We start from the raw sequence: 15680 nt of genomic DNA on the forward strand, positions 1-15680 counted from the left end.
ATCCTGATCATTTATATAAAATGATCAGGATTATAGGCTTAGATTTTAAGTTGAGGTATTATTCAGCCCCATCAAAAATGATATTATAGTTGTCCCAAAAGTTTTTATCGTACTCCATATTTTCGTAATAAGCCCGATTTTCAATCACCTCAGGATTCGTTGTTATGATTTTTGTAATCAGCATTTCAGCATTAACGTCCAATTCTTTCTTTTCACCGTTGCTTTTATTCTCAAGTTCGTGATGACGCCTGTAGTCGACATAACTTAAATAGTAATAGCCAAAATGTTCTTTGTAGGTTGAGCTGAAATCGTATTCAATTTTAACCGGTTTCCATTCTTGTTTTTCTGGATTCACATAAAAGCTTCGTCCCTGTGGTGAATAATTACTTGCTACCACATGAGTTTCATTTTTTATCACAGAGAAATCTTTCAGTTTGATATAAATTTTTCCTGAATAACTGGTCGCATAATAATCGCCTGTATTACTCAGCAGGGGCTTTTTGCTTTTGTAGGCAATTACCCAAATTGAATCATTTTCATATTCGGTTACTCGATCAAGACTTAAGTCGTAGAAGTTCAGGTGGTTTTTATTGAGGATATTACCGCGGCTTCTGACGATATCCATTTCAAGAAGTTCATCCAGATAGGTTGATCCATCTGCTAACGAGTTGTTTTCAAAATTTTTTCTCACTTGCAAAAAGCGATAAGAACGCTCTTTGAATACTTTGTAGGCATTTTCGCGAACGTAACCCTTATTGTCATAAATTCGGATGGCAGCTTCGCGTTTGCGTTCTAGGTTTTGATTTTCAGACTTTTCAGCACGGTAGTAGATGTCGTAGTTGAATGGTGTCTGCAAATAATTATCCGGAATTCGATCAATGGCATTTTTCAGCATTTTGATTAAAACCAAGGATTGGGCAGTTACTTCTACCTCGGCAATTTTATAATTAACAGGATTCAGTTGAATTCGAAGCGTGTCAACCTGGCTACAAGCATCAATACTTGAGTTGTATGTGGTGAATCCTACGGCTGATATTTGAATGGTCTTATCAGCGTACTGTCCCGGAACTTTAAGCTCAAAATAGCCATCGTAGTTTGTGGCAGCCCCAATATAAGTATCCTTAACACCAATATTAGCAAAAGGAATAGCTTGCTGGTTGACGGCATTTGTAAGTTGACCGATAATTCGAATGGTTTTTGTTTGTTCTTCTTCCTGAGCTTGACTGTATCCGAACGTACATGTTAGGATAAATAGTGCGAAAATAATTTTTTTAATCATATGCTATTAATCTAAAGATGAGTCAATTTTGAAATCTTGGCTTTAAAATAGGATTTTGCTAACCACAAGAATTTTGCCAAGTATATTTGAAAAGCTAAAATAGGTAATTTCTAAATTATGGGAGAGTAAATTATCGAAAGAAATCTCAACGATTATCTTTATTAAGTTTATTTAACTTGTTATTGTACACAGATAAATTGTAAATTGCACAATTCAAATATTAGGATTCCTACGATCTGAAAATACAACACATTATGAATAAGAAGATACTGATTTTAACAATTATACCACTGGCACTTGCTTCTTGTGTGGTTTCGAAACGTAAATACGAAGAACTGGATTACGCCAAACGTAAGAGTGACGCGCAGGTTCGAAAATTGAATAAAGATAATTCGGACTTGGATACAAAGTTGAAGCAAACCTTGGCTGAGTATAACGAGATGAAAAATAGTATGGCTGAAAGTAATGCTCAGAAAAATGTCGAAATTGATCAATTAAGTACAGAATTGTTTTCGATGGCATCTGATACCACGAGCTTGAAAGAGAAGCTGCATGAAACACTTGGCAACTACAAGTTTGCACAGGAACGTAATGCTGAAAATGAAGCTATAATTTCTAAGTTGAAGGAGCAGATTAAAAATTTAAAGGCTGAATCGTATCGCTTGACCAAAGAGTTGGATATTAGTTTAAAAGACAAAGAGATGGAAAGCCAAAAAGCAGATGGCGAGAAATTGAAATTAAAAGAAAAACTGGCTCAAAAAGACAATCAGATTGCTAAAGTGAAAAAAGAAATGGAAGTGGTTAATGGGAAGATTGCCTGGTTGCGTAAAGTGAAAAAGCAAAACGATGCTGAAATTGAACGATTGACCAATCAAATGAATCTTTATAAAAAAGAATACGAAAAGGCTATTTCAGTTAAATAAGCTAAATTCCATATAAAAAAAAGCTCCTTAAAAGGGAGCTTTTTTTTGCTTTATCTTTTTGTGTATGTTCGATAATCTGGGTATTCATTAGATGTTTTTAGCACTTGATTTTAGAACTCAAGTAAAGATGTAGAGGGGGCAATGTTAGTTTCAGTGACTTTTTGACTTATTATTAATAAGTTTGGCGGGATGTGCGGGCTTTATTAAACAATGAAGTTGATCTTAGTTTTTTTTGTAAAAATTTTCTGATCATTTAAAATGAATAAAAATAACTCATCTGGATATCTTGATTTATTAATATCTAATATCTAGTTTTGCAGCATGAAAGTATTATTGTTAGTTCTATTGGCTGGAGCCGCTTTAACCTTGCTTCTAACTTATTTGAGCAAGTTGCTTTTTCCTAAAAAAAGTGAAGAACAGGAAACGGCTAGTGAACCTCTGGAAGAATGTTGCGGGGCTCATGAGGTTTGTGAAACAGATCTGCTTAATAAGATGTCTGAAGAAATCATCTATTATGAGGATGAAGAATTGGATGTTTATAGAAATTTCGAGGAGAACGATTACAACGATGATCAAATCGATGAGTTTAGAGAGGTTTTATACTCTTTAAAAGAAAAAGAGATTGAGCCATGGTTAAAAAGCCTTGAGTTAAGACATATTAATTTGCCTTCAACGATAAAATCTGAAGTGGTTTTCATGTTAGTAAAATAGATTATTTTACTTTATTAAATATTTTCAAGTCTCCTTCAAACGTTTGTTTTCAGTTTTCACCTAGCTAACTGGAAATTTAGAAGCTGTTTATTTAATTAAAAAAGAGTATTTTAGCACGAGTTGCGGACCTTTAATGAAGTTAAAATCAAAAAAATGTTGATTTAAGTTATTAATGGCTATCTTTGCGGCTTCATAAATTATTTGGTAGACGTTCTTTTGTCAGGGGGGTTTCATTCGCGATGAATTGAAAATTTTAGTGTGACAGGGGGCATCATGCCATGTCACAATTAAATTATTCGAATGAATTCATTTGAAAACTTAGGTCTATCCAGACCAATTTTGGAAGCCATTACAGAACTAGGCTTTAAAACACCAACAGCTATTCAGGAAAAAGCAATTCCAGTTCTTTTAGAAGGAAGAAGCGATTTTGTAGGTTTAGCACAGACGGGAACGGGAAAAACGGCAGCATTCGGTTTGCCATTGTTACAACTAATTGAGCCAGATGAGAAAATACCACAGGCTCTTATTCTATCTCCTACACGTGAATTAGGGATTCAGATTGCTGAAGACCTTAAAACATTCTCAAAAAACATTTTGAATTTAAATGTTGTAAATGTTTACGGAGGAGCAAGCATTGACGATCAAATTAGAAAGATTAAAAGAGGAGCTCACGTTGTGGTTGCAACTCCTGGTCGTTTATTAGATTTAATTCGACGTAAGGCTATCAACTTATCAAAAGTAGAATATGTGATTCTTGATGAGGCCGATGAGATGTTGAATATGGGATTTAAGGAAGATATCGATGCGATCCTTTCTTCAACTTCTGATGAGAAACTAACGTGGTTGTTTTCAGCAACGATGTCTGGTGAAGTACGTCGAATCTCAAAGAATTACATGACTGATCCTGTTGAGGTGACAGTTGGTACGGCTAATACGACTAACACGAATATTGAGCATCAGTATTATTTGATGAACAATAGAGATCGTTATAATGTGTTAAAACGTATTGTCGATTTTTATCCTGATATCTATGGTATAGTTTTTTGTCGTACTCGTAAGGAAACGCAGGAAGTTGCTGAATTGTTGATGAAAGACGGTTATAATGCCGATGCTTTACATGGAGATTTATCGCAGGTTCAGCGCGATAGAGTAATGCGTAGTTTCAAAAGCAAATCATTACAAATGCTGGTTGCGACTGACGTAGCTGCCCGTGGTATTGACGTTGACGATTTAACACACGTATTGCATTACAATCTTCCAGATGAGTTAGAGTATTATACTCACCGTTCAGGTCGTACTGCTCGTGCGGGACGAAAAGGTATTTCAATTGCTTTAGTTACACCACGTGACGAAAGACGAGTACGAGATCTTTCTCGACGATTGAAGATGGATTTTGAACAAGTTAGAATTCCAGGTGGAGCAGAGGTTTGTGAGCGTCAGGTTTTAAACTTCATGCATCGTGTCATCGAAGTTAATGTTGAAGAAGAAGCTATTGGACAATTCTTGCCAGCTATTCACGAAGAATTGAAAGATCTTGATCGTGATGAGCTCGTAAAACGTATGGTTTCTTTGGAATTTAATAGATTCTGGGATTATTATAAGGATGCTCAGGATTTAAACATGAGATCAACGACTCAGAAGCGCGTTCGTCAAAATGATGGGGCTGTAAGTACTGAAGATCGTTTATTTATTAATATTGGTCGTAAAGATGGTATTGATGTGCCAAGTCTACTTACATTGATTCATAAACAGTGTGGTGTTCGTGGTAAAAATGTCGGACGTGTTGACCTTAAAGGTGTATTTTCATTTTTTGATGTCGATAAAGCTTTCACAGAGGAAGTTATCAAAGGATTTGCAGGTGCTGAAGTCGGTGGTCGTGCAATTCGTATTGAGGTTTCAGGTGATCGTCCTGAATCGTCGGACAGACCACGTGGAGGTAATAGATCCCGAGGTGGTTATTCCGGAGGAGGTGATAGATCTCGCAGTTATTCTGGTGGAGGTCGATCACGCGGAGGTTCTGGAGACAGATCTCGTTCTAAAGGTGATGATTCTAGAGATAGAAGAAGAAAATCTGATGGCGGAAGAACTTTTGATCGAAGAAGAAGAGATTAATCCGTTAATTATATATGATTTAAAAAGGGAGCTAAGTGCTCCCTTTTTTATTTACTATCTGACTGAAATAAAAAAGCATCAAGAAATTCATTTTAAATTCCTGATGCTCTTCCTTAGAAATTAATTAGTCGCAATTTTATTGCGAGTCTGAGTTTTTTCAAAGCTGTAAGTTGTTTACCATTCAATTTCCCAATAGTCAACACTTTCCTGATTGATGTGGTAACCATTTTGAAGATTGGAATTCTCAAATTTATATGCACTAACAGAGACGGTATAGGTGGTTCCCGGTTTCATATCATAATTACGATCCCAGCCCGCACTTGTTGGTGTAATTGTTAGTTTGTTATCGTTTAAGCGATCCGAACTATAAACAACTCGTCCATCGATTTCGGTTGCGATTTTCACGTGATAAATATCTCGGTTTTCTACAGTACCCCAACCTATTTCAATACTGTGCTCATCTTTATCGTATTCGAATGTGCTAATCTCCAATGGATCGATTCTAATGTCTAAAAGTTTATCTGTAACATTTAGAACTTCGTCATCAGTAGATGTTAATGTGAAATTGTAAACTCCATTTTCCAAATCAGTTGTTGTAAAATCTTCTGCTTTGGGCAGTAAGGCATAAGCTGTTGCATTTTGTCCGATTTTTTCAAGTGAAATTTCAGGACTTTCCTCATCTTCAAAAGCTACAGTTGCACTGGACATATACATATTGCCATACGCATAAATGACAGGAGCAAATTGAGTTTCACCTTCAATTTTCTGACATCTTACATAGATATCCCCGGCTCCGTCAAATTCTATTTTACTGCTATCAGTATCACATGCAGTAAATACACCTAAAGAGACGGCTAATGCCAACATTAATTTATTTTTCATGACTTTTAATTTAATCGAGCTTGATGTTTATTTTCAAACGTCTTGATTCTTAAATATGATTTTCAATTATAGAAGGGAATCTGGCCAAATTCACCTTCACAGTCTTAGATCTAAGAATTGAGATTTTGTATTTTAATCTCGTTTAAGAGATGTTGCTTTGAGAAATGGTTGCGTAAGATTTTAGAAAAAGTAGGGAATTTTCATGTTGGAAAGGCAAGTAAGTTTTAACTCGGTATAAAAAGATTGTCAAATTGGGAAATATTTGTGCGTAGTGTTGCGAATGGTCATTTTGAGATAAATAAAAAAGAACTAATTTTGACGCAACCTAATGCGATCTTCTGCAACTTGTTATTAAGTCAACTACTTAAGACACTCTAAAACTTGAAGGACAAAAAACTCGAGCAATTAATAAAGGATTCAATCAAAGGCAAATCCAAAGCACAGGAATGCCTTTATCTTGAATATTCGCCTAAAATGATGGGGGTTTGTTTGAGGTACGCGAAATCCTACGATGAAGCCGAGGATATTCTTCATGATGGTTTTATTAAAATATTCCAAAGTCTTAAGTCTTTCCGTTTTGAGGGATCATTCGAGGGATGGATGCGTCGAATAATTGTGAATACTGCCTTGGAACGATTCCGAAGCAAAACGCAATTGCATCCGGTTGAAGAATTTGACGATATCGAAGAGGATGAAGAATTGGATGTGAAGGATGCTCCTTTGGATGTTTTACTGAATTTTATTCAGGACTTGCCCGAGCGGTATAGAATGGTTTTTAGTCTGTATGTTTTAGATGGTTATCCTCACAATGAAATCGCTGAGGTTATGCAAATATCAGTGGGTACTTCTAAGTCGAATTTAGCCAGAGCCAGAAGTATTTTGAAAAGCAAATTAATAGCTTACTGGGATGATCAGGATTGTAAAAGTAATTTAAGAATATGTTAGGTAAAAATGGACATATTGATAAGGTATTCTCTGAAGGCTTGAAGGATTTATCGGTTCAGCCAAGGCCTGAGCTTTGGAATAAGATAAATGCCGATATAAAGCAAGGAAGAAGAAGGAAACGTGCTGCGGTGATTTTTATCACACTTGCAGCTGCAGCTTCTATTGCCTTACTATTTACCCTTTCGAATGGGATTTTGTTTCAGCAAGATACAGAAGTTAAGGGGGGTGATTTGTATTCTGAAATGAAAGATAATCTGAACTTAAAAAATGAGAGTCAAAGAGTTGAACCAGCAAATAAGATTGATGAACAATTCGCTGAGCTGGCAAACCCTGTGATTAACAAAACAGAGATACAAAAAAATCTAAATACGAATGTTGATCGTGATGATATAGCCAATACAGTTGAAAAGAGTGATATAAGTATGCAAATGGTTTTGCAAAAATCTCAGATTCATGTTTTAGATAATGTGGAGTTAAATCAGGAACTTTCTGAAAAAAACTTAACGAAGAAAAAGGCACCGCTCACCTTGTTATTGAAGGATTCGTTGATTATTGCTCATAATATTAAAATGATTGAGCAATTTGATAAAAACAAAAGAAAAAAGAAAGAATGGTCAATTTTAGGTCAGATTTCTTCAGCCTATTCGTCCTATACGGGAGAAAAATCGGGCAATAATTCGGAACAAGGCTTGCTGAGTATTGGGGGAGGTGTGAAGTTAAATTGGCAAACCGGAAAAAAATTGGCCATACAAACGGGGATCATATACAACAAGTTTGGACAGCAGTTGGCGGCTCGTAATCAGGTTTCCGAACGTGTTGCTTTTAATAGTGGTTTGACCATGCAAACTGATGTTGTTTCAGATATGAAGACATCGGCAGGAAATCTAAAAAAGAGAGGGAGTACTATGTTGACTGATTCTGAAGGATTTGCTGCTACGAGTTCAAATTCTACACCTGATATGATTCAGAGTTTTGAAGCTATTGAAATACCATTTGTTTTGAGTTACAGTTTAATCGATAAGAAGTTTGGCTTACATTTAAATGGAGGTTTGAGTACCAATCTGATGATTGGCAACCGAGTTTACAATAAGAGTACAAGAGAAACCATAGGAGAAACAGATGGGATTCGCACGACAAACTTCAGTACAAGTTTTAGTTTAGGCATGGAGTATCGTTTGAACTCTAAGTTTAGTTTATCAATGGAACCGTCCTTAAAATACTATTTGAATTCCATTAATAAGGATTCTGATTTTGAATATAAACCCTACTCAATTGGTTTAAGTTCGGGGATTCGATATAAGTTTTAAAATCAGGCAAAAAAAAAGAGCACTCAAATCGGTGCTCTTTTTTTTGTATAATTGGTTTCTACCAAGTGAAATCGCATTCATAAGTTGATTGATTCCCCACAGCGTCCTTTACAAATAACTTTAAGTGGTGCTTTTTGTTTTTGATTAATCTCTTTTTGTCGAATGTATAAAAAAGACGATCATTTTTTTTGTCAAATTCGAATAAGACCCATTTGTTATCAATCTCACCTTCATATGTTTTTATTCCTGATAGCTCATCTTTTACGGTGAAATCGATGAATTTAAGTTTGCTGATATTTTTATTCCTGTAATCAGTTTTAGTCGTAATGGTGGGAGCGATGGTGTCAAGCGTAACGGCATAGTTCCCCAGATATTTGGTTTTCGTTTTAATTAAACCATCAATATACACACCTCCTGCTGATGAAAGCTTTTTGTCTTTATCAATTTGAACGATAACCAACTTATCAGATAGACTAGGACTAATATTTTTCATTTTTATCGAGATACTGTAGTATTTGTTGAGCGCAACGGTGGGGTTGTGAATATGATGTACAGCGGATAAAAAGGTAGAATCCAGACTTGTTGAATAATCAAAATTAAGATCTGAATAAAAGCAGTTTTCTGGAAATTTTAGTTCAATATCCGAACGCGAAAAGTGATTTTCATTTTGATACTTAAAAGTACTTGTGCATTCTTCTTCGGGAAAACTGACTGAAGTGGTATCTCCCGTGGCCTTAAATTGAAGTTTTGCCTTATTTTGATAGGAATCGAACACAGAGAATTCAATTTTATAGTTTTTATTTTCATTAAACTCATATGAACCATCAGACTTCATCTTTGAGTAGAAGTTCAATTTATTATTGGGTTCGATAAAAGTCTTATGAACTTTACGATTGTTTGCTTGATTCAGTTCATAGTCTATATGTGAGTTGACATAGCTGCTTTCATCAAAAGAAAATGTATCAAATGCATAATTGGTGATTAAAGAATCGTTAATTTTTAATTGCACTTTATTAATCCCACATTGCCCCCAGGTATTATCTAAAACATCTTCGGCATGAATGGCAAAACCAATTTTTCCATGTAGTTTTATCTTGTTTGTTTTGAGAATAAAGTTGCTGGTATTCGATGCGTGTACCTTAAAAACTTGACGCGTGTTTTTACCATTCACACTACTGTTTTTATCGAGAGGGTAAGCGTATAAGTTGTAGATTTTAGGCGCTTTAGTATCCAATATTTTAAAATTGAAGAGCATTGGATTAATCGGCCATTCACTCTTTGTTTCTCTAAGTTCAAAATGTAAGTGGGGGCCCATCGAAGATCCGGAGTTGCCGGAATAAGCGATAATTGCACCTTTCTCAAACTTGAATAGTTCTTTTTTTTGAGACTTGAGTTCATTTATATCAATTTCAAAGCTTTTGTTTCGATATTGTTGGGATTTAATAAAGGCTTCAATTTTAGGAGTGAATTTACTAAGATGTGCGTAAACCGAAGTGTATCCATTGGGATGATCAATATACAAGGCTTTTCCATAACCTCCTGCGGATACCTTAATTCGACTCACAATACCATCTGCAACTGCATACACCCTTTTTCCCGAAGTGAAGGTTCTAATATCGATACCCGAATGAAAATGATTGTTTCTAAGTTCGGCAAATGTTCCAGACAGGGTTATTTTAAAATCAACCGGAGATCTAAAATAGTTTTTGGGATAATTGTGTGAACTTGAAGAAAAAGGATAAAAAAATAGAATGAGTAGGGAAAAAATAAGATTTATGTTTAGATGCTTTATTTTCATGGTATTCCAATTTGAGCTATATTTCGACTAGGTTGTAAAACTAATAAAAATGTATTTTTTTAAGGCTTTCAACTGAAAATAGAAAGCAATATTTTTGATTATCTTAACAGCAATGTTAATTTTGTATGAGAAAGTTTGATCATGGAAGTAAAGCCAATTGAAATAGTATCTGATTTACGAGGGCAAATCTCTCGTCTTATTTCTTTGTATCAGGATTTAAAGCTTGAAAAAGAAAAGTTGGTTCTTGAAAAAATGGAACTGCTTGAAAAGGTTGAGTCTTTAAGCAAAGAGAATGAGGAGTTCAAACATCAGTATGATACTTTAAAATTGGCAAAGACTTTTGCTGTGAATACAGGTGATTCGCAGCAGGCTAAAAATAAGATTAGCCAAATTGTGCGGGAGATTGACAAGTGTATTGCTCTTTTAAACAAATAATAATTGTTTATGTCTGATGAGTTTTTGATAAAAGTAAATGTGGCGGGTCGTCTTTATCCTTTAAATATCAAAAGGAACAGGGAAGAGATTATTCGCAGGGCAGCAAAAACAATTAACGAAAAGGTATTGCAATACCAACAGAAATATAAAGATAAAGACATTCAGGACTTCCTGGCAATGGCTTCGCTGCAGTTTGTAGTAAAAGTATTGGAATCTGAAGCGAAAACAGATGTATCTCCGGTTTTAAAGGAACTGGAAGCAATGGAGCAGGAATTGAATGAATTTATTAAAGAAGAACAGTAAAATTACGTTTAAAAAACAATAACCCGCATTATTTCTTAGAAGTTAGTTATCTTTCAAATCATTTAATATCAAGATGAATGGTCTTGCATGATTTGTTGGAATTAAAATTTCTGAGTGATGGTGCGGGTTATTTTATATAAATAAAGAAAATCGAGTATTGACTAAATATAAAAAACAATGACAGAAATAATCATAGGAGCCATTGCTTTAGTAGGGGGCGGATTTATTTCCTATTTCGTTTTACAACGCGCATTAAAGCGTAAGAGCGAAAGTATTATAAAGGATGCCCAAGCCGAAGCAGAGGTTCTCAGAAAAGATAAAATTCTACAGGCAAAAGAGAAATTTTTGCAGCTGAGGACAGAGCACGAAAAGCAAATTAATGCGAAAAATGCCAAGCTTTTGGTTATTGAAAACAAAGTGAAGCAAAAAGAGACCGCAGTAAATCAGAGGGTCGAAGATTTTCAACGTAAGAAGAAAGAAGTTGACACTATTCGTGAGAACTTAAATGTTCAAATGGAGTTGGTTGAGAGAAAGGAAATGGAGCTTGAGAAAGCGAAGCGTCAGCAAATTGAGCAGTTGGAAAAAATCTCAGGTTTATCTGCAGAAGAGGCAAAAAATCAGATTGTGGAATCTTTAAAAGAAGAAGCTAAAACTGAGGCAATGTCTTACGTGAATGATATCATGGAAGATGCCAAGATGTCTGCTAATATGGAAGCGAAGAAGGTTGTGATTAAAACCATCCAGCGTGTAGCCACTGAGACAGCAATTGAAAATTCAGTTACGATTTTTCATATTGAATCTGATGAAATTAAAGGACGTATTATTGGTCGTGAAGGACGAAATATTCGTGCATTGGAAGCGGCTACCGGTATCGAGATTATTGTAGATGATACACCGGAAGCAATTGTTCTTTCTGGTTTTGATCCAGTTCGACGTGAGATTGCTCGCCTTGCTTTACACCAATTGGTGACTGATGGTCGTATTCACCCAGCTCGTATCGAAGAGGTTGTGAATAAGACACGTAAGCAGATTGAGGAAGAAATGGCTGAAACAGGTAAGCGTACTGCTATCGATTTGGGAATTCATGGTCTTCATCCGGAGCTAATTCGTATGATTGGTAAGATGAAATACCGTTCGTCTTATGGACAAAACTTATTGCAACATGCTCGCGAAACCGCGAATCTATGTGCTATTATGGCAACTGAGCTTGGTTTGAATGCTAAGAAAGCCAAGCGTGCCGGATTGTTACACGATATAGGTAAGGTGCCAGATGATGAGCCGGAATTGCCACACGCAATTTTAGGTATGAAATTGGCTGAGAAATATAAAGAGAAGCCAGATATCTGTAATGCAATTGGAGCTCACCATGATGAAATTGAAATGACGACTCTAATCGCGCCAATCATCCAGGCTTGTGACGCTATTTCTGGTGCTCGTCCAGGTGCTCGACGCGAAATTGTGGAATCATACATCAAGCGTTTGAAAGATCTTGAAAACCTTGCTCTATCTCACCCTGGTGTATTGAAAACATATGCAATTCAAGCCGGTAGAGAGTTAAGAGTTATCGTAGGTAGTGATAAGGTTTCAGACAAGGAAGCTGAAAGTTTATCTTTGGATATTGCACAGAAAATTCAGGATGAAATGACTTATCCAGGTCAGGTAAAGATCACAGTAATTCGTGAAACTCGAGCGATTAACTACGCAAAATAAAGGTTTAGCTAAATATTAAAAATCGCCAATTCATATGAATTGGCGATTTTTTTTATATCTATTTTTCTGATTTAGGAATATTCGGAAGAAGAACATTCAGTAGGCCTTTTAGGATTTCAACATATTTATAATTGTTTTGACGACCATAGGTGAAAATTTGATTTTGAATAAGAAGTCTGATAAGATTCAGATTGTTGCAAGGTTTATAATATTGAGCGAGATTACTTAGTTTTTTAAATTTGATAACCAGCTCTAATTGCATCGCAGACAAAACCGCACCATTGTCTATGGGATTAATGTAAAAGTAGTTTCGTTTTGTTTTTCTGGAATTTGGATCTGTCTCATGACTTTCGCAGGAAAGAAGAATACTGTTTGGCAGTTGAATGCCTGTAACCGGAAGTTTTAAGGCCTGAGCAATACCAGCATATATGATACTAGTTATGATATAGTTTCCCTTCTTTTGAGCGAGTACAGTACCAATATTTCCTCCCCAACTGGTTTCTTCTTTGGGAGATAAAACCATGAAATTATGAATGTAATACAGGAAATGGTTTAGAATTTTGATTTTTTCGAGATAAGTCTCCAGATCTTTGATTTGCGGTTTAATCTCGTCTACAATTTTGCTTATTGTTGTTTTTACATTACTGGTTGTAACGTGGTAATTTATACTTCTATTAACCAAAATGGCTCCGTCAATCAGATCTTGTCCGGGGGAGTTTTTCCATTTAATTAATTCCTTGATTATTGAATTGTGATGAATTTCGTCAATAATATTTTCTAAACGTTCTTGAAACACAGGGTTGTCTGACTCCAGCCATATATCTTCCAGTTTTGGAATATTTATGGCTGATAGTTTAGATAATTCTTTGCTAATATTAGTGTAAACATCTGGATCTGAATCATCTAGTAGCGAAATGAGAGCACGTAATTTCTCTTCGTCCATATCTGTTTTAAGATTCGTTCTTATATAAATATAATAAAACCCACTAAGAAGATCAATTCTTGTGGGTTTCAGAGCTTTTTAATTTCAAAATTGTATTTATGTACAGATCTTAAACTAGATTTTCATCTTATTTGCTTAATCGATCAAGAACAGTTTGAATTAATTTTTTTACGACTGGTTTGTAGTCTTTACTTGCATCTTTGTTTACACGGTTAGCAATAATAGCGCAAACAGTTGCAGCTTCATGCCCTAATAGAGCAGCTAAACCAGCAATTGCAGAACTTTCCATTTCGTAGTTGGTAATTTTCTGACCTTGATATTCAAAGGCTTCAATTTTGTCATTCAAATCCATATCAAGGGTCTTCAATCGGAGCACTCGTCCTTGAGGACCATAAAATCCATTGGCTGAAATAGTGATTCCCTGAATCATATCATCCCCATCAAGTTGTTTGATAACTTTATCCGAAGACGAAACAAAATATGGAGAAGCAAGCTTGGCATCCCAATTCATTGCTTCCTTAAATGCTTTTTCAAATTCAAGATCTGAAACGTCATCTCTTCCGGCATAAAAGTTCAACATGCCGTCAAATCCAATCGATTTTTTAGATAGAAGAAAAGAATCTACAGGAATGTTTCCCTGAAGCGATCCTGATGTTCCAATACGAACAAGGGTTAGAGCCTTGTGTTCTTTTTTAGGGATACGTGTCTCCAAATCGATATTTACCAAAGCATCCAATTCGTTAACAACGATATCGATATTATCTGTACCAATACCTGTTGATAAAACTGAGAAACGTTTGCCTTTGTATGTACCTGTTTTAGTTACAAATTCGCGGTTTGAAATCGTCATTTCAACATTATCGAAAAAACTTGCTACGAGTTCTACTCGTCCCGGATCTCCAACAAGAATAACAGTATCGGCTAAATGTTCTGGTCTTAAGTGTAGATGAAAAACACTTCCGTCAGGATTGATAATTAGTTCTGATGATTTGATAGGTTCCATATGTTTTTAAAATTTTGAATTGCAAAAAGACGTGTTGGACTATATATTGTGAATGCATATATGTAAATATACACAGAAAATAGTCAAACAGCAGTTCGCAGATTAACAATACTTTATTTTATGGTTGTTTGGAGTAAATTATAGAATTGAGAGAACAAACAGGCCTGAGAAGTTATCTGGACTGTGGACTATTTGTTTCAATCAAGATCCCAAATATACAAATAATTCGATCATTCAAAAAACTAAGGAGCTAATATGTCCAATAAAAATGAGACTGGATTTAATGAGTTCTTATTTCTACAATGGATATATTATGCTATATTTACCTATCTATTAGTGAAAAATATAATGACTCTAAAGCCGGATTAAATTTAATCTTAATAGTTGAGTGATATTTAATCAATTGGCATTAAACTTCAAGAAAATGAAACAAAAACCGTATTTCTTAATCGTAGTAGCAGCTTTTGCTCTGATATTAGTTTTTTCAGGATCAAGCATGTTCAGAACTCTTCAACCAGGTGAGCGTGGAGTAATCTTTCGTAAATTTTCATCCGGGTTGGATAAGGATAATATTATTATGCCTGGGTTTTTAATTATTGCACCTTGGAACGATTTACATGTATATGACGTTAAGGAGCAAAAGAGTGAAGAGACGATGGATGTATTAGATAAGAGTGGATTGTCTGTAAATATAGACGTTTCAGTTCGTTTTAATCCAATCTATAATAAAATTGGATACTTACATGAAATATTTGGTAAAAATTATATCAATCAGTTGGTTATACCAGAGGTGCGTTCTTCAGTTCGTCAGGTAGCAGGACGTTACACAGCTGAAGAAATTTATTCAACTCGAAGAAAAGAAGTTGAAGATGCGATTATTCAGGAAACGTCTTTGGTTCTTAAGAAAAACAATATTGAGATGAAGGCTTTGTTGATTCGTTCAATAAACTTACCTGCAAAGATTAAGCAAGCTATTGAAAGCAAGTTACAGCAAGAACAGGAAGCCTTAGCTTATCAGTTTAAACTTGATCGCGAGAAGAGTGAGGCTGAAAGAAAACGTATTGCTGCCGAAGGGGAGTCTAATGCGAATAAGATTATCAACAGCAGTCTAACTACTGCTCTCTTAAAAATGCGTGGTATTGAAGCAACAATTAAGTTAGCAGAATCTCCTAATGCAAAAGTTGTTGTAATTGGTAGTAGCAAAGATGGTATGCCTCTTATTTTAGGTAACAACTAAATTTCTTTTAAATAAAGTTTTTTTTAAGGCTGTCTCATCTGAGACAGCCTTTCTTTATTTTATTCGGACGTAACATCTGATGTTCGTTTTCG

At 35.2% G+C, this 15680-nt stretch carries 14 protein-coding genes; 9 read left to right on the plus strand and 5 right to left on the minus strand.

Annotated features, from left to right (window positions below; translation table 11 throughout):
- Window positions 1-58: 58 nt before the first annotated feature.
- Complete coding sequence (locus EV201_RS01270; protein WP_130305590.1) at window positions 59-1279, minus strand: carboxypeptidase-like regulatory domain-containing protein; 1221 nt, start codon at window positions 1277-1279, stop codon at window positions 59-61.
- Window positions 1280-1533: 254 nt separating this feature from the next.
- Between EV201_RS01270 and EV201_RS01275 the strand changes: the two genes are divergently transcribed.
- The 3 genes from EV201_RS01275 (at window position 1534) to EV201_RS01285 (ending at window position 5025) form a co-directional block, all read left to right on the plus strand.
- On the plus strand, window positions 1534-2202 hold the full coding sequence (locus EV201_RS01275; RefSeq protein WP_130305591.1) for a hypothetical protein: 669 nt from the start codon (window positions 1534-1536) through the stop codon (window positions 2200-2202).
- A gap of 321 nt (window positions 2203-2523) precedes the next feature.
- A complete protein-coding gene (locus EV201_RS01280) occupies window positions 2524-2913 on the plus strand; it encodes a hypothetical protein (RefSeq protein ID WP_130305592.1) in 390 nt (129 codons plus the stop codon).
- Between the two features lie 300 nt (window positions 2914-3213).
- Window positions 3214-5025, plus strand: a complete 1812-nt coding sequence (locus EV201_RS01285; RefSeq protein ID WP_130305593.1) for a DEAD/DEAH box helicase — start codon at window positions 3214-3216, stop codon at window positions 5023-5025.
- A 174-nt stretch (window positions 5026-5199) separates the two neighbouring features.
- On the opposite strand, the gene EV201_RS01290 is transcribed toward EV201_RS01285, so the two are convergent.
- Window positions 5200-5907: a hypothetical protein gene (locus EV201_RS01290; RefSeq protein ID WP_130305594.1), complete on the minus strand. Its 708-nt coding sequence runs from the start codon at window positions 5905-5907 to the stop codon at window positions 5200-5202.
- A 381-nt stretch (window positions 5908-6288) separates the two neighbouring features.
- Here EV201_RS01290 and EV201_RS01295 point away from each other — a divergent pair, with 381 nt between their 5' ends.
- A complete protein-coding gene (locus tag EV201_RS01295) occupies window positions 6289-6852 on the plus strand; it encodes an RNA polymerase sigma factor (RefSeq protein WP_242610440.1) in 564 nt (187 codons plus the stop codon).
- A complete protein-coding gene (locus tag EV201_RS01300) occupies window positions 6846-8159 on the plus strand; it encodes an outer membrane beta-barrel protein (RefSeq protein WP_130305595.1) in 1314 nt (437 codons plus the stop codon). Before EV201_RS01295 ends, EV201_RS01300 begins: the two co-directional genes overlap by 7 nt.
- 58 nt (window positions 8160-8217) lie before the next feature.
- Here EV201_RS01300 and EV201_RS01305 read toward each other — a convergent pair whose 3' ends face one another.
- Window positions 8218-9957 carry a M23 family metallopeptidase gene (locus EV201_RS01305; protein WP_130305596.1) on the minus strand — a complete coding sequence of 580 codons (1740 nt, stop codon included), beginning with the start codon at window positions 9955-9957 and terminating at the stop codon, window positions 8218-8220.
- 141 nt (window positions 9958-10098) lie between these two features.
- On the opposite strand from EV201_RS01305, the gene EV201_RS01310 reads away from it, so the two are divergent.
- The 3 genes from EV201_RS01310 (at window position 10099) to rny (ending at window position 12405) form a co-directional block, all read left to right on the plus strand.
- Window positions 10099-10392 (plus strand): hypothetical protein, encoded by a 294-nt coding sequence (locus EV201_RS01310; RefSeq protein ID WP_130305597.1) that lies wholly within the window; start codon window positions 10099-10101, stop codon window positions 10390-10392.
- 9 nt (window positions 10393-10401) lie between these two features.
- Window positions 10402-10695: a cell division protein ZapA gene (locus EV201_RS01315; RefSeq protein ID WP_130305598.1), complete on the plus strand. Its 294-nt coding sequence runs from the start codon at window positions 10402-10404 to the stop codon at window positions 10693-10695.
- Window positions 10696-10872: 177 nt separating this feature from the next.
- On the plus strand, window positions 10873-12405 hold the full coding sequence (gene rny, locus EV201_RS01320) for a ribonuclease Y (protein WP_130305599.1): 1533 nt from the start codon (window positions 10873-10875) through the stop codon (window positions 12403-12405).
- A 58-nt stretch (window positions 12406-12463) separates the two neighbouring features.
- Here rny and EV201_RS01325 read toward each other — a convergent pair whose 3' ends face one another.
- Together EV201_RS01325 and EV201_RS01330 are read right to left on the minus strand one after the other, a co-directional pair.
- Window positions 12464-13348 (minus strand): transglutaminase family protein, encoded by an 885-nt coding sequence (locus tag EV201_RS01325; protein ID WP_130305600.1) that lies wholly within the window; start codon window positions 13346-13348, stop codon window positions 12464-12466.
- A 127-nt stretch (window positions 13349-13475) separates the two neighbouring features.
- The gene (locus EV201_RS01330; RefSeq protein WP_130305601.1) at window positions 13476-14351 is read right to left on the minus strand and encodes a nucleoside phosphorylase; all 876 of its coding nucleotides are present in this window, start codon (window positions 14349-14351) and stop codon (window positions 13476-13478) included.
- Window positions 14352-14775: 424 nt separating this feature from the next.
- On the opposite strand from EV201_RS01330, the gene EV201_RS01335 reads away from it, so the two are divergent.
- Window positions 14776-15588: a prohibitin family protein gene (locus tag EV201_RS01335; RefSeq protein ID WP_130305602.1), complete on the plus strand. Its 813-nt coding sequence runs from the start codon at window positions 14776-14778 to the stop codon at window positions 15586-15588.
- Window positions 15589-15680: the final 92 nt, after the last annotated feature.

The sequence above is a fragment of the Ancylomarina subtilis genome (genome assembly GCF_004217115.1).
GTDB classification, from domain to species: Bacteria; Bacteroidota; Bacteroidia; order Bacteroidales; family Marinifilaceae; genus Ancylomarina; species Ancylomarina subtilis.

Coding starts and splice junctions, on each gene's coding strand:
- EV201_RS01335 (WP_130305602.1), top strand. CDS start 14,776: ATGAAACAAAAACCGTATTTCTTAATCGTAGTAGCAGCTTTTGCTCTG.
- EV201_RS01330 (WP_130305601.1), bottom strand. CDS start 14,351: ATGGAACCTATCAAATCATCAGAACTAATTATCAATCCTGACGGAAGT.
- rny (WP_130305599.1), top strand. CDS start 10,873: ATGACAGAAATAATCATAGGAGCCATTGCTTTAGTAGGGGGCGGATTT.
- EV201_RS01310 (WP_130305597.1), top strand. CDS start 10,099: ATGGAAGTAAAGCCAATTGAAATAGTATCTGATTTACGAGGGCAAATC.
- EV201_RS01300 (WP_130305595.1), top strand. CDS start 6,846: ATGTTAGGTAAAAATGGACATATTGATAAGGTATTCTCTGAAGGCTTG.
- EV201_RS01270 (WP_130305590.1), bottom strand. CDS start 1,279: ATGATTAAAAAAATTATTTTCGCACTATTTATCCTAACATGTACGTTC.
- EV201_RS01325 (WP_130305600.1), bottom strand. CDS start 13,348: ATGGACGAAGAGAAATTACGTGCTCTCATTTCGCTACTAGATGATTCA.
- EV201_RS01280 (WP_130305592.1), top strand. CDS start 2,524: ATGAAAGTATTATTGTTAGTTCTATTGGCTGGAGCCGCTTTAACCTTG.
- EV201_RS01290 (WP_130305594.1), bottom strand. CDS start 5,907: ATGAAAAATAAATTAATGTTGGCATTAGCCGTCTCTTTAGGTGTATTT.
- EV201_RS01285 (WP_130305593.1), top strand. CDS start 3,214: ATGAATTCATTTGAAAACTTAGGTCTATCCAGACCAATTTTGGAAGCC.
- EV201_RS01305 (WP_130305596.1), bottom strand. CDS start 9,957: ATGAAAATAAAGCATCTAAACATAAATCTTATTTTTTCCCTACTCATT.
- EV201_RS01315 (WP_130305598.1), top strand. CDS start 10,402: ATGTCTGATGAGTTTTTGATAAAAGTAAATGTGGCGGGTCGTCTTTAT.
- EV201_RS01275 (WP_130305591.1), top strand. CDS start 1,534: ATGAATAAGAAGATACTGATTTTAACAATTATACCACTGGCACTTGCT.